12 protein-coding genes are annotated in these 13941 nt (G+C 51.5%); 5 read left to right on the forward strand and 7 right to left on the reverse strand.

The genetic code is table 11. The features are described 5' to 3' along the window. The first annotated feature begins 160 nt into the window (after positions 1-160). Positions 161-1507, forward strand: coding sequence for a right-handed parallel beta-helix repeat-containing protein (locus Pan161_RS01140; RefSeq protein WP_145223781.1), 1347 nt, complete (start codon positions 161-163; stop codon positions 1505-1507). Between the two features lie 22 nt (positions 1508-1529). On the opposite strand, the gene Pan161_RS01145 is transcribed toward Pan161_RS01140, so the two are convergent. Both Pan161_RS01145 and Pan161_RS01150 read right to left on the reverse strand, forming a co-directional pair. Continuing rightward, a complete protein-coding gene (locus tag Pan161_RS01145) occupies positions 1530-2765 on the reverse strand; it encodes an aminotransferase class I/II-fold pyridoxal phosphate-dependent enzyme (protein WP_145223782.1) in 1236 nt (411 codons plus the stop codon). 238 nt (positions 2766-3003) lie between these two features. Beyond that, a complete protein-coding gene (locus tag Pan161_RS01150; RefSeq protein ID WP_145223783.1) occupies positions 3004-4104 on the reverse strand; it encodes a SurA N-terminal domain-containing protein in 1101 nt (366 codons plus the stop codon). A 752-nt stretch (positions 4105-4856) separates the two neighbouring features. On the opposite strand from Pan161_RS01150, the gene Pan161_RS01155 reads away from it, so the two are divergent. Further along, the gene (locus Pan161_RS01155; RefSeq protein WP_145223784.1) at positions 4857-5960 is read left to right on the forward strand and encodes an SPFH domain-containing protein; all 1104 of its coding nucleotides are present in this window, start codon (positions 4857-4859) and stop codon (positions 5958-5960) included. Positions 5961-6055: 95 nt separating this feature from the next. Then, entirely contained in the window at positions 6056-7222 is a 1167-nt protein-coding gene (locus tag Pan161_RS01160) for a glycosyltransferase family 4 protein (RefSeq protein WP_145223785.1), read from the forward strand. 14 nt (positions 7223-7236) lie between these two features. On the opposite strand, the gene Pan161_RS01165 is transcribed toward Pan161_RS01160, so the two are convergent. From Pan161_RS01165 to Pan161_RS01185, 5 genes are all read right to left on the reverse strand, one after another. Next, positions 7237-8457 carry an FG-GAP repeat domain-containing protein gene (locus Pan161_RS01165; RefSeq protein WP_145223786.1) on the reverse strand — a complete coding sequence of 407 codons (1221 nt, stop codon included), beginning with the start codon at positions 8455-8457 and terminating at the stop codon, positions 7237-7239. Next, positions 8454-9560, reverse strand: coding sequence for an NHL domain-containing protein (locus Pan161_RS01170; RefSeq protein ID WP_145223787.1), 1107 nt, complete (start codon positions 9558-9560; stop codon positions 8454-8456). Before Pan161_RS01170 ends, Pan161_RS01165 begins: the two co-directional genes overlap by 4 nt. A 29-nt stretch (positions 9561-9589) precedes the next feature. After that, complete coding sequence (locus Pan161_RS01175; protein ID WP_145223788.1) at positions 9590-9931, reverse strand: hypothetical protein; 342 nt, start codon at positions 9929-9931, stop codon at positions 9590-9592. After that, on the reverse strand, positions 9932-10858 hold the full coding sequence (locus tag Pan161_RS01180) for a DUF1559 family PulG-like putative transporter (RefSeq protein ID WP_145223789.1): 927 nt from the start codon (positions 10856-10858) through the stop codon (positions 9932-9934). A 163-nt stretch (positions 10859-11021) separates the two neighbouring features. Beyond that, positions 11022-11213: a hypothetical protein gene (locus tag Pan161_RS01185; RefSeq protein ID WP_145223790.1), complete on the reverse strand. Its 192-nt coding sequence runs from the start codon at positions 11211-11213 to the stop codon at positions 11022-11024. 167 nt (positions 11214-11380) lie between these two features. Between Pan161_RS01185 and Pan161_RS01190 the strand changes: the two genes are divergently transcribed. Further along, entirely contained in the window at positions 11381-12196 is an 816-nt protein-coding gene (locus Pan161_RS01190) for a Nif3-like dinuclear metal center hexameric protein (protein WP_145223791.1), read from the forward strand. 210 nt (positions 12197-12406) lie between these two features. Continuing rightward, entirely contained in the window at positions 12407-13888 is a 1482-nt protein-coding gene (gene lysS, locus Pan161_RS01195; RefSeq protein ID WP_145223792.1) for a lysine--tRNA ligase, read from the forward strand. The last annotated feature ends 53 nt before the right edge of the window (positions 13889-13941 follow it).

Raw genomic sequence — 13941 nt, forward strand, 5'->3', positions numbered from 1 at the left:
TGTCAGGAATAAAACCGATCGTACCAGAAAAACAATCGATCTGATTGATCTCTGGAATCGAGCTTGAATTCACTGAATGAATCAGGGAAACTGATTATAAATAGAGTTAATAAAATTCTGCTTGTATTCATTCCTCAGACCATTTTCCCGGAGTCGACTGATGAAATCATTGCCCCTTTCCCGTCGTGATTTTCTAGGTACCGCTGTTGGCGGTGGATTGGGGGTGCTCTCATTGAGCCGGCTAATCAATGCCGGCCTGCCGACTGTAAACGACCCGCGTGCCACAGACGGTGATTCACGCTTTGAACCGGAATGGGAAGATCGCCTTTCCATTTCCGTCGGACCGAAATCGGGAGATATCAGCGGTACGAGTGACAAAGCGCTCCAGGCAGCGATTGACTACATAGCCGGTAAAGGAGGAGGCACGGTTCGACTGCTGCCCGGAACATTCACTCTGCGAAATGCGTTGCATCTGCCATCGAAGATTCGGCTGCAGGGAAGTGGCCCGGAAACAATCATCACAAAAGGCGCCTCGGAAACGGTGGCGCTCTCTGAAGATTCTGACTGGTACGATCAGGAAATTACGCTGGAGAAGTCGGCGGGCCTTCAGGTGGGAGATGGAGTCGTTCTCGTGACAAAGAATCCGAGTACCGGCAGTCAGGAAGTCATTAAACGCACGCTGGTGGCACGATCCGGAAACCGGTTCAAGTTGAACGACGGATTGCGCAAGAATTTGTGGCTTTCCGGAAAGCCTACCGTCTCATCCCTGTTTCCGTTATTAACCAGCGAATACACAAAAAATGTATTGATCGAAGATCTGACGCTGGATGGGAATCGGGAAAACAATACCAACCTGAATGGCAACTATGGTGGCTGTATCTTTCTGCAGGACTGCAATCGCTACACGATACGAAACGTGACCGCGAGGAATTATAACGGGGACGGCATCAGCTTTCAGATCTGTCACGATGTCAAAGTCGAGAACTGCCACAGCCACGATAATGCCGACCTGGGAATTCATCCCGGATCGGGTTCACAGCGACCGTTGATTGTGAACAACCGCTTCGAAAATAACCACATCGGGTTGTACTGGTGCTGGGGTGTGAAATTTGGCCTGGCGGAGAAGAATCAGTTAAAAGGCAATGACATCAGTATTTCGATTGGCCATAACGATACCGATAATGTGATGCGGGAAAATGTCATCCGTGACAGTAACCAGGTTGGTATTTTGTTCCGTAATGATATCCGTGGGAAAAACTTCTGGGCGAATCGCAATACGGTGGTCAAGAATCAGATCATCAACAGCGGAGCCGCAGATGGGGTCGCCATCGACATCACTGGCAAGACTTCCGACCTGATAATTACCGATAACGTCATCAGTGAAGAGCGCCAGCCGATGCAGCGCACCGGGATCCGCATTGGACCCGATGCGGGCACGATCAAACTGGCCGAAAATCAGATTCAGGGATTCATGAAGCCGGTCGATGATCAGCGAAAGACCGTCTGAGTCTTCGAAATCTTCAGCGGAATTACTCCGCTGTGATTTCTTCTGACTTCATCACTTTACCGATCTGCTTAACGGCCTGTCGCAATCGCTGTGAGTTTTCGACGATTGCCATCCGCAGGTATCCTTCGCCGTCTTCACCGAACCCGCGTCCGGGGCTGACGGCGACGCCACCTTCGTCCAGCAGTTTCATTGCGAAATCGATCGATCCCATCTTGGCCCAGGGTTCCGGGATCTTGGCCCAGACGAACATACCCGCTTTAGGGCGTTCAATTTCCCAGCCGAGTCGCTCCAGGCCGCTGCAGAAGACGTCGCGTCGCATCTGATACTCGGCGGCAATACTGTCGACCGCCGCTTCACAGTGCCGCATGGCGACGATGGCGGCAATCTGGACGGGCTGGAACAGGCCATAATCGTAATAACCTTTGATGGTCGAGAGGGCACGCACCATCTCCGAATTCCCTGAACAGAAGCCGATACGCCAGCCGGCCATACTGAAACCTTTACTCATGGTCGTAAATTCCACGCCCACTTCGGTGGCGCCAGGAGTTGCCAGAAAGCTGGGCGCTTTGTAACCATCAAAGCAGATGTCTGCGTAAGCAAAGTCGCTGATGACCAGGAACGAATACTTGCGTGCCAGTCGAACCAGTTCCACGTAGAAGTCCTGTTCAATGACGGTCGCACTGGGGTTGTGCGGAAAATTCACGACAACCACACGTGGCTTGGGATACAGATGCTCGCAGGTATAAGCAATATTCGAGAGGAACTGATCGGGCTGCCGCACATCGAGTTCAATGACGTTACCGGCAGCCAGCATGACAGCATACACGTGTACGGGAAACGAGGGGGAAGGCACGATCGCAGTGTCTCCCGGGCCCATCAATGCCAGACACATGTGGCTGAAGCCCTCTTTCGATCCGATACAGGTGACGACTTCCGAATCCGGATCGAGGCGGACGCCATATTTTTTCCAGTAGCGGGACGTCACTTCTTTTCTGAGGTTGGCAATGCCGTTGGCGACGGAATAACGGTGGTTCCGCGGGTCGGCAACGGCTTCTGTCATCTTCTCGACAATCAGGGGATCAGGCGGGTCGGTCGGGTTCCCCATCCCCAGGTCGATCACATCCACGCCCGCCACACGTTTCTGGTATTTCAGTTTATTGATTTTTCCAAAAAGGTAAGGGGGTAAACGCTTTACTCGTTCAGCGACGGGGATGGTAAAGCCGTCATCTGAAGAAGGAACTTCCGATTCGCCACGCATAATGAAAAGACTGCCTGTTCTACAAGGAATATTTGTCGACTATCTGTCAGGGCGTCAAATTCGCAACAGAATTGGAATTTGACCTGACTGAAACCATTTTACGCGATCACAACAAAAAATGCGCCTGATGAAGATGACATATTTTTCTCAGATTGATCAGGACATAAAAAAACGTGTGTCAGTAAATCAGGACTGACACACGTAAAGGCTATCTGGTTCTCTACCCGAAGAACTTAAATTAGCGGTTCGAGCCGTTCAGTCCCTGTGTGGGGCTGGGGATGGCCTGATTGACCTGTCCCTTGCTGAAGCTCGTGCCCGAAGTCTGGGAGACACCACCGGTCGTCGAACCAGTGATATAGTTGTCGACGCGGGTTTGCTCTTTCAGTTTCGCAAACACGCGGGCGACTGCTTCCTGTGTCTGTTCTTCAGTCAACTGGTCCACCAGTTGAGTTTTTACATCTTCGATGCTGTTTACGATGGGCTCGGTCCGGCCTTCGCAAAGCAGAATGGCATAGCGGCTGAGTCCGATTTGAACGATTCCGGAGACTTCCCCTTCATGGAGTTTGAAGGCGGCTTTCCAGAGGCTTTCATTTTCAGAAAACTGGGGAATCGGTTGAATAGCACCACCCAGGGCGCGGCTGTTTGGTTCGATGGAATAGTCACGGGCATAACGTTCAAATTCGGCTGGATGTTTTTTGACATCATCCCAGACTTTCTGAGCACGGCTCAGGTTGTCCATCATGATCATACGGGCTTTCACGCGTGGGCCATAATCCCGGACGAATGCTTTCTGCACCTGCTCCGGGGTCAGCTTAGTGCGCTGTCCAGCCAGTTTACGCAGTGCCAGCATCGGCCAGATCACGTTGCGGCGATACTGGTTGGGATTCATTTTACGCTCTGCCTGCAGCATTTCGTACCAGGTTTTGGTATCCAGGTTAAAGCGTTTGGCGATCTTTTCGACTTCGGCGTGAACTTCTGCCTGTTCGACGTTAATGCCGGCTTTCTGACAGGCCTGTTCGATAATGGCCCGGTTGATGACATTCTCCAGGACTTCTGGTCCATACAAGGCGATACACTCGCGGGCTAGCTCATCTTCACTGATCACCACGTTGCCGACTTTGGCTACAGGCTGAGTCCGTGCAGAAGGCTGGCTTCCGGAAATCCGGACCGAACCAGCTGATTTGTCTTCACCGGCGGCACCTGTTTTGGCGTTGAATGCCTGGAACAAGAGCACGCCAGCTAAAAGCACCAGTCCTGTACCGGCTGCGAAAAACATAATTTTTCGATTTGAGTTTGTCTTGGCTTTGGTCGCATGCGGGTTTGGGAATGGGTCGCCCATTGCTTAAAATCTCCATGTTTTGTATCCGACGCGGGGGAATCATGTGATTGCCTGATTTCAGACACCAGCGAACTGTGCTGGATGTGACGATCCTGATTGGGGTCTTTTGATCGTCAGGCAGTGATTCCGATTGGGTCAAAACAGACGGCTTCGGAGCCACCAATCACGTTGATACTTTGTCGTCAGAAGATTTACGAAACTTCCATGTCTCAAGCTCTACCGTTAGAGCGCGGCGGAAATGTAAAACTTTCAACAAAACAGGTCAACAGCAATTTATGGACCCTGATATCTGTATACATGCGAGGCGGCTTGATTTCGGTCCAGCCGCCTCGAAAACAGGGTGGCGAAGCTGTTTTACTCGAATTATTTGATCCAACAGGATCCTGGCTGCGTTCTCTAGACTGTGTCCAGTTTTACTGTAGCGTCTCCAAGGCCATTTGGACCGAGTATACTAGATTGAGAGACGCTATGGTTAAATGTGATGCGCTCTAGAGGTCTGCTTACTGAGCGAGGTTGCTTCAGTCTGCAGAACCGGATCAGGAAGTGTACCCGATTTATGATTATTCAGCAGGTCGGCAATTTCTTTGATTGCGAACGAAATTGAGGGGGTTACAATCAGGGTACAGGCAGCCCGGCTGTCGGCATTTCCCCGTTGCGCCAGACAATTGCAACAGACAAACAACTCACTCAGGCCGATCAGACGAACAGACCAGATTCAACAATCAGCAGTATCAGAGACAAGGGACATCAATATGGGATTCTGGATGGATAAACTGCGAGCCGAACTCGTAGATATTATTGAGTGGATCGATGATTCAAAACACACCATGACCTGGCGGTTTCCCCGTTATCAGAATGAAATCAAAAATGGCGCGCAACTGATCGTCAGGCCCGGCCAGATGGCTTTGTTTGTGCATCGCGGACAGGTCGCCGACGTCTTTGAGCCTGGGCATTATGAGCTCAAAACCGATAATCTGCCGATCCTGGCGACACTGCAGGGCTGGAAACATGGTTTCAACAGTCCCTTCCGTTCGGAAGTCTATTTCGTCAATACCACACAAATTACCGACTTGAAATGGGGCACTCCCAATCCGATCATGCTCCGTGATCCGGAGTTCGGTCCGATTCGACTGCGGGCCTTTGGCAACTATTCACTCAAAGCCAATGATCCGCGAATCCTGGTGAAAGAACTGGTGGGCACCAATGCGGAGTTTCATTCAGAAGAAATCAACGAACTGTTACGCTCGATCATCAACAGTTCGTTCGCCGATCTGATTGGGGAGTCAAAATATGCGGCACTGGATCTCGCTTCGAAATATACCGAGATTTCCACAGAACTGAAAAAAATAGTCAATGAACGAATCGATGATGAATATGGTCTGGAGACTCCCCAGTTACTGATCGTGAATATTTCCCTGCCGGAAACGGTGGAAAAAGCGCTGGATACCCGGACCAGTATGGGCGTGATTGGTGATATGAATAAATTCCAGCAGTTCCAGATGGGCCAGGCGATGCTCTCTGCAGCCGAAAACCCTTCGGGGGGAGGCGCAGCAGATGGCATGGGGCTGGGCATGGGGTTCGCGATGGCGAATCGGATGATGCAGTCTCCCGGAATGGGGGCCCCCACTCAGATGACGCCACCACCACCGCCGGCGGCCTGGCACATCGCCGTGAATGGCCAGTCACAGGGACCATATTCCCCGGAACAGATTTCACAGGGAATCGCCGGGGGGCAGATCACCGATCAGACTCAGGTCTGGTCAGCCGGGATGTCAGGCTGGTTACCCGCGGGTCAGGTACCTCAGCTGTCAGGTTACTTTCAGGCCACACCACCTCCTCCACCACCGGCTGGTTAGTCGAATATGGTTTCTGAATATGTTGACGGCATGAAAGCGGTACCGATCGTGAAATCAGGCTGCCCCGGGCAGAGAGACCAGAGGCTGGTGTTTGCGTGAGAGTCGCACATATTATCACTCGTATGATTATCGGCGGTGCGCAGCAGAATACGCTTTACACGGTCGAGGATCAGTATCGGGATTACCAGGATGAAGTGATCCTGATGACTGGCCCCACCGATGGCCCGGAAGGAACACTTATTCCCCGCGCGGAACAGGGGGGCTTTGATCTGCAGATCCTACCGCATCTGACACGGAGTATCAGTCCTCTGAATGACTGGCGCGCGTATCGGGAGCTGATTGCTGCTTTGCGGGAGTACCAGCCTGATCTGGTTCACACGCATAGTTCCAAGGCAGGTATTCTGGGAAGAGCCGCCGCCTGGAAACTGAAATTGCCGACGGTCCATACGATTCATGGCGCCGCCTTTCATTTCGGGCAGTCCCCGGTGAATTATCATGCTTACATCGCCGCAGAGAAGTGGGCCGCCCGGCGTTGTGATCGGCTTATCAGCGTGTGTGATGCCATGACCGATCAGTACGTCGCCGCCGGAATTACTACCAGGGATCGCTGTGACACTGTCTACAGTGGCATGGAAGTCGAACCGTTTCTCACGCCCCCACGACCGCCGGAAGAAGTACGTCGTGAACTGGGAATCCAACCGGGGCAGATCGTCATTGGCAAAGTGGCTCGGCTGTTTCATCTGAAAGGGCACAAATATCTGATCGAAGCTGCCAGGCAGGTTGTCGATGCACAACCTGAGGTTCGATTTTTACTGATTGGCGATGGCATTCTTCGTGCAGAATTTGAAGCGAGGATTGCCGAACTGGGGCTGTCGGAGCATTTTATTTTTGCCGGACTGGTTCCTCCCGAACGCGTACCGGAATTGATTCATGCGATGGATATCATCGTGCATACCAGTGTCTGGGAAGGACTGGCCCGGGTGCTGCCTCAAGGGTTGATCGCCGGCAAGCCGGTCGTCTCCTATGACGTGGATGGGGCACGTGAAGTGGTGATCCCCGAGGAAACCGGTTATCTGCTGCCCCCCGAGTCGATCGAACCACTGGCGCAGGCGTTAATAGAACTTGCCGCTGATCCGGAAAAACGGGAGCGGTTCGGTCAGACGGGGCGTGAACGGTTCACGGATCAGTTTCGGCATCAAACCATGACCCGCCAATTACGCGAAATTTATCAGCGGGTCCTGGATGCACGTCAGTCGGATTAAGGCAATGGTCCGATCTATTTCTGAATCAGAACATTCACCCCTTTTTTGTTGGACAGGACGATATCAGGACGTCCATCGCCGTTCATGTCAGCCATGGAGAACTGGGTTCCCACGCCTGTATCATTGCCGGCTTCAATTTTGTGCGGAATGATGTCAGGAGCCGCGTTTTTATTGCGTTTGATTTCATACCAGTACATCACGACCGGTTCTTTTCCACCCGGGTCTTTGCCGTTGTGGGCGAAGAACCGTTTCCCGGTGACCATATCCCGCTGTCCGTTGCCATTCATATCAATGAAGTGCACGGCATGTGTTTGAGAATAGCTTTTATCGATCAGGTGTGCTTTGAACTTGGGCTTATCTCCACCAGTGAGATTTTCAAACCACCACACGCCAAACGCATGGGCGGAACTGCCGATGATGTCGTTGTCACCATCCATGTCGAGATCTTCCACGTGCAGATCAGCCATTTTTTCTGAGGGTTCAGAGCCATTCACGCTGAGCGTAAAGGGATGGAATTCCCACAGGCTTTCTCCCAGTACTTTCGGGGCTTCCCACCAGCCATTGGGGATCAATACGTCCTGTCGCCCATCCTGATTGAAGTCACCAACACCCAGCCCATGGTAATATTTGAATGTTCCGTTCTGCATGGGATCGCCAGGTTTGCTGATCGGAGTAAAGGTCCATTTTTTGTCAGCCAGATCGGGAGAAGGGATTTCCAGATAGCCCATCTGCTGTTCGGGTTGAGACCCAAAAATCAGTTCCGGTTTACCATCTCCGGTCAGGTCGGCGAACTGCGGAGACTCATTACAGATACTGTGCCAGATCAGGTGTTCTTTCCAGTGACCTGATTCGTTCTTGGGATTTTCATACCAGTAGAACTCTTTGCCTGGGAAGCTGACGTAAATGAAATCGGTCCAGCCATCCTGGTTTATGTCATAGGCAAAATTACAGAAGCTGTCACTGTATCCTACACCTGCGACGAATTTTCCCGGTTTGCGAACTTCATGCATTTTCCAGTCGGGGGCTTCGTACCAGACGTCGCCGGCAATCACATCCATCTTGCCATCTTTATTCACGTCGGCGGCTGCAGAACCTTCCGAGCGGAAGGCGGCGTCCAGTTGCTGTCGCTGCCAGGTTTCGCCGGCGGAAAGTGTCAGCGGAGCGGTCAGCAGAGCCAGCAGCGTGAAGATGGAGCAACGACTCAGTTGATGGTGGGTGTGATTGAGATTGTTCATTTATGAGTTCCTGTTGTTAACTTGCGAACGCGGTAAGTTTCACTGTCTCCAATATAGACATTTCCTTTTGGTCCCACGTACACGCCGTGCGGGCGCGCCATGCGGCACTGGGCCGGATCTCCGTCTGGGCCATCTCCTTTTTTACCATCTCCCACAGCGGTTTCAATTGTGCCATCATTTTTACGGATGACGCGAATCGTATGGCTTTCTGTATCAGCCAGATAAATATCACCATTCGGAGCGACAGAAATTCCTTTCGGGCCGGACAGAGTTGCTTTCTCTGCGGGGCCGCCATGTCCCGTATATCCTTTTTTACCAGTGCCTGCGATGTGATGTAAAGTCTGATCATCCAGATCGATGCGATATACCTTGTTTCCTTCACGCAACGCGAGGTACAGAGAACCCTTACCGGAACCATCGGTAAAAAAGTCCAGCGCGCGTGGACCGTTAAGAGGAGTGCCGCCGACTTTCGCACCATCGGAAGTCGCCTTACGTTCACCCGTACCAGAGAATGTACTGACCGTGCCGGTGGTCAAATCAACGCGGCGAATGCGATGGTTGCCGATATCGCAGATGTAGAGATTGTTGTCATTGTCCAGCGCGATGGAGTGCGGACGCGAGAATGTGGCATTCGTTGCCGGGCCGCCATCTCCGGAGAATCCTTTTTCGCCTGTGCCGGCAACGGTTGAGATCTGACCTGTTTTCGCATCGACGCGGCGGACAATGTTATTGATCATCTCAACAAAATACATATTGCCGGTTTGATCGAAGCGAACTTCGTAAGGTTCATTGAGTTTTGCTTCCAGAGCCGGGCCGCCGTCGCCGCTGTAGCCTTTCTTACCGGAACCGGCGACCGTGGAAATCTTTCCTGTTTTCTCATCAATGCGACGGATGACATGGCTTTTAATTTCACAGACATACAGTCCGCCGTCCGGTCCCAGAGTCAGGCCATAGGGTTCACCGACCTGGGCTTTCACTGCGGGGCCACCGTCGCCGGTATGACCGACTTTTCCTGTGCCGGCGAGTGTTTTGACGGTTTGAGCAGAAGCAGACGTAGTTAACAGGCTGAGCAGCAGGACTGCAGGGAACATCAATCGGTGCATGTTGTCATTCCAGAAGAAGAGTAGTTCATTTACTGAGGAAGATCGTCAAACGGTCGTTGCGGATCGTCGTGTTTAAAGATCAGGTAACGTCCGACATTCGGATTCTGTTTTAACAGTTCCTTAGGAGAGATCAATTTGTGTGCATTGGACTGTTTGTCAATGACCAGTATTTTAACACCTTCTGGATGATCTTGCTTCTTGAAAAACTGTTCGAGCATAATATTATCAGGTTTCCCTTCTGCATCGAGTATCACGACGTATTCGGCTGAAGGCTGGGGGACAAACGGTCGTTCCTCGGCACAGCTCTGAAAGATAAACGAGCACGCAGTTAACAGGCTCAGCGGAAAGAAATATGAGTTAGCGGTATGCATTTAATGTACGCCTCCCATCTCAGTTTCCAGTTTGTCTTTGTTGTTGAAAAGAATATTACTATCCATGGGGCCGAACCAGCCGATCTGGAATTTTTGGGGGTCTCCTCCATAGACAGATGTTCCTGTTCCCGACATCACGGCTGACGTCACCCGACCATCCGCCCAGCCAATATTCGCCACAGTTCCCGTATGTCTAAAATGAATGGACGGGTCGGGACGATATGATGATTCTAGAAAAGTGGGAGGCGTGGGAGGCGAACCCCAGTTATCAACGAAGTAAGGGGGTTCGATAAAGCTGTACTCAATGATGTGTAAATCAGGGCCCTGTGCTAAAGCGGCATCAGAAAAGGCGACCGTGCGTGCGAGGCTGCCGATCTCCCGCATGTTCGTGGAGACCATATTGTTGGTAGGATATGTATTCTTCCATGAGGTTCCCCCCAAATAGGCCTGGTTGTACCCGTAGCCGCCGGTTCCGCCTTCAAAGGCATTGTCCACAGTGCCGTGCTCGGCATAGTTTCCAAAGGTCGGGCATTTTTTGATACTGGTGCTCTGTTCGAGGAAAGGAGCTAATGGTCCCAGGTGCGCCTGAAATTTCGTGGTGGGATCGTCGGTGGTTCGTTCACCATGCCAGCGTTTTTTGCCTCCAATGCCGGCATGGTGGTCGGCTGCAGCGCGTGGCCAGTAGCCGCCGTTTGAATCCGCATACATATGGCAGGCCAGCACAATCTGACGCAGGTTATTTTTACAGTGCGCCATCCGGGCTGCTTCGCGTGCCTGTTGAACTGCAGGCAGCAGTAATGCGACCAGAATTGCAATAATTGCGATGACGACCAGCAGCTCAATCAGGGTAAACCCACGCTTGCGGTGCGTTCTGGTATGCTGGTGATCAATCTGTGGGGCGGCGGAGGGAGGATTCGAAAAGTACATTCTGACGGTTACTTTATGGTTAGAGTGAAGCGTTGCAGGTGAAAAATATCACCCGGCATTCTAACCCTTCGCCGTTATTACTGTCTTGTCAGCAAACGGACTTCGAGCGTGGTAAACCACATTTTTACCGAAAAAGCAGTCCGAAGGTGAACGTTTTCGGTAATTATTCCGTCGCAGCGTCTGCCTGATTTTGTTTAGCGATGATTTCACGCTCTTTCTTCAGGCACATGGTGATGAAAGTACCTGAGATCGCGACCTGGGCGATCAGATAGATCAGGATCTGTGGTCCGTTCAAGATAATACAGGCGCCGAAGGCGATGACAAACAGCGTAATCAGACGTGCTTTCAAACTCATGAACTGGACCTTACTTTATTTCGAAGAAAGGAATCTCTTGTCTTTGGTTACACAAAGTATAGTGCTGTATGATACATTGATCAATTCAGATTTAATATAGCCAGAGAACCAGCAACTCGTTTTCTGGAAAACAGATAGTCTTCAGGAGACCCGGAGTAGAAATCACCATGACCGATGTTGCAGAAATTCAGGAATATCTGACGCACCTTGCTCCCCCGGATCTGGCAGAGAGCTGGGACAATGTCGGTTTAATAATGGGTGACCCGACTCAACCGGTCAGCCGGATTCTCACTTGTCTGACGTTGACTCCAGATGTGGCTGCAGAAGCGATTTCCGAAAAAGCAGACCTGATCATCAGTCATCATCCAATTCTGTTTCGTCCGGTCCAGCAGATTACATCTAACTCAGTAGAAGGGAAAATGCTGCTGGACCTGATCCAGGCGAATATTTCTGTTTACAGTCCCCACACGTCGTATGACAGTGCCGAACAGGGTATCAACTGGCAGTTGGCCCAACTGCTGGGACTGGAAGACGTGGGAATTCTCAGGCCTCTGAATTCCGGTGCAGATCCGAGTCTGCCAGAGCAGGGGGCAGGCCGCTACGGCTCTTTACCCGCCGAATTCACCCTTGCGCAGGTGAATCAATTAATCAAACAGGCACTCAAGATCGATGCCCTGCAGTTTGTAGGAGATCCTGGTCTGAAGGTGAAACGGATTGGCATCGCGTGTGGAGCAGCAGCAGAGTTTCTGAGGGACGCACATCATCATGACTGTCAGGCTCTGTTGACGGGTGAAGCCCGGTTTCATGCCTGCCTCGAAGCCCGCGCACTGGGAATGGGCCTGATTCTACCCGGCCACTATGCCACGGAGCGTCCTGCGATGGAGCGGATGGCAGAACTGCTGCAGCAGAAGTTTTCTCAGTTAACGACCTGGGCGAGTCAAAAAGAGACAGATCCATTGCAATGGGATTGTGAAGCAGAGTGAAAAGGAGCGAAAACAGTGATTCAGGACTGATTTAGATGGCTCTATGTATATTCCATATTGGTTGCCATTGACCTGATCGGCAGATTTCGCCATTATCCTCCCTCTCTCAGTCGTATAGATCCTCTTTTTTGACACACTCTCTGAACACAATACCGTTTTAGAGTGTCATAATCTGTAACAACCAGCTCACATAAGACTTAAAAAATTTCGATGTCCAAAGTGAAACCCAACCGTTTTGAAGCAGAACGGATAAAAAAATTAGAGAAAATTCAGTCACTCGGATTTGATCCCTGGGGTCAACGGTTTGATGGCCATATTCCGATCGCTGATGCACGTACCCAAGCCCCCGAAGCTTCCGGCGAAGACGGGGAAGAAGTGCGCATTGCGGGGCGCATCATGTTGCGTCGTAAAGCGGGAAAACTCCGTTTTTATGATATCAAAGACTGGACCGGCAAAATCCAGCTGCTCTTTTCCCGGGGAGATTTGACCGAAGCCCAGTGGGAACTGATGGGAACACTGGATCTGGGTGACCTGATCGGCATCGATGGCTGTCTGCGACGGACTGAGACCGGTGAGATTTCCGTCTTCGTGAAAGGACTGACCGTACTCTGTAAATCACTGGCACAGCCGCCGGAAAAACACCATAGTGTCAAAGATGTCGAACTACTGCTGCGTCAGCGCTCACTGGATCTGATCTATACCGAAGGCGTTCTGGAAAAAATGCTCAAACGGAGTCAGATCATTGACTCGGTCCGGCAGACGCTGCGGAATCAGAAGTTCGCGGAAGTCGAAACGCCCGTGTTACATGCTGTCGCCGGTGGCGCCGCTGCGCGTCCTTTTACTACACATCATAATACGCTCGATATCGAGCTCTACATGCGAATTGCCCTGGAACTGCACCTCAAGCGATTGATGGTCGGCGGAATTGAACGCGTGTATGAAATGGGCCGCGTCTTCCGTAATGAAGGAATTGACGCAACCCATAATCCCGAATTCACGATGATTGAAATCTACCAGGCATATGGCAATTATGAAACAATGATGGATCTGACCGAAGCCATCGTCACCGACGCCGTCAAAACGATCAGCGAAACGATGGAACTTCCCTGGGGCGAAGAGGAAACGATTGATTTCAGTGGTCCCTGGGAACGGAAAAAATATCTTGACCTCATCAGAGAACATGCGGGCTGTGATCCAGCAGATCCGGCTGCTGTTGCAGCAGTGGCAAAACAGCATGGGATTGAAACGGAGAATGTGCATCCCGATGTGGTTCTGAATGAAGTTTTTGAGGCCACCTGTGAAGAACATCTGACCGGGCCGGTTTTCGTGATTGATTACCCCGCCTCGATCTGTCCGCTCACCAAGCGGAAGCAGGATGATCCCCACATTGCCGAGCGGTTCGAACTGTTCGTTAAAGGGATGGAACTGGCGAATGCCTACACTGAACTAAATGACCCGCTGCTGCAGGAAGAATTATTCCAGACTCAACTCTCGGGGCTTTCGGAAGAAGACTCGATGGCGAAGATGGATACAGATTTTATTAAAGCGTTAAAGGTTGGTATGCCACCGGCTGGAGGCCTGGGGATCGGGATTGACCGTCTTGTAATGTTGCTGACGAACAGTCACAGCATTCGTGACGTGATCTTCTTCCCACTGCTTCGACCCGAAGGACAGCCGTCACAGCCTGAGTAAACCATGGATGTATTCGGCAATCAGTTGTATTGATTGTCGTCAAAAAATCAGCC

Source organism: Gimesia algae (assembly GCF_007746795.1).
In the GTDB taxonomy this organism is placed as follows: Bacteria; Planctomycetota; Planctomycetia; order Planctomycetales; family Planctomycetaceae; genus Gimesia; species Gimesia algae.

Excerpts from the sequence above, each read along its gene's own strand:
- Pan161_RS01140 (WP_145223781.1), top strand. The coding sequence starts at position 161 with ATGAAATCATTGCCCCTTTCCCGTCGTGATTTTCTAGGTACCGCTGTT.
- Pan161_RS01145 (WP_145223782.1), bottom strand. The coding sequence starts at position 2,765 with ATGCGTGGCGAATCGGAAGTTCCTTCTTCAGATGACGGCTTTACCATC.
- Pan161_RS01150 (WP_145223783.1), bottom strand. The coding sequence starts at position 4,104 with ATGGGCGACCCATTCCCAAACCCGCATGCGACCAAAGCCAAGACAAAC.
- Pan161_RS01155 (WP_145223784.1), top strand. The coding sequence starts at position 4,857 with ATGGGATTCTGGATGGATAAACTGCGAGCCGAACTCGTAGATATTATT.
- Pan161_RS01165 (WP_145223786.1), bottom strand. The coding sequence starts at position 8,457 with ATGAACAATCTCAATCACACCCACCATCAACTGAGTCGTTGCTCCATC.
- Pan161_RS01170 (WP_145223787.1), bottom strand. The coding sequence starts at position 9,560 with ATGCACCGATTGATGTTCCCTGCAGTCCTGCTGCTCAGCCTGTTAACT.
- Pan161_RS01175 (WP_145223788.1), bottom strand. The coding sequence starts at position 9,931 with ATGCATACCGCTAACTCATATTTCTTTCCGCTGAGCCTGTTAACTGCG.
- Pan161_RS01180 (WP_145223789.1), bottom strand. The coding sequence starts at position 10,858 with ATGTACTTTTCGAATCCTCCCTCCGCCGCCCCACAGATTGATCACCAG.
- Pan161_RS01185 (WP_145223790.1), bottom strand. The coding sequence starts at position 11,213 with ATGAGTTTGAAAGCACGTCTGATTACGCTGTTTGTCATCGCCTTCGGC.
- Pan161_RS01190 (WP_145223791.1), top strand. The coding sequence starts at position 11,381 with ATGACCGATGTTGCAGAAATTCAGGAATATCTGACGCACCTTGCTCCC.
- lysS (WP_145223792.1), top strand. The coding sequence starts at position 12,407 with ATGTCCAAAGTGAAACCCAACCGTTTTGAAGCAGAACGGATAAAAAAA.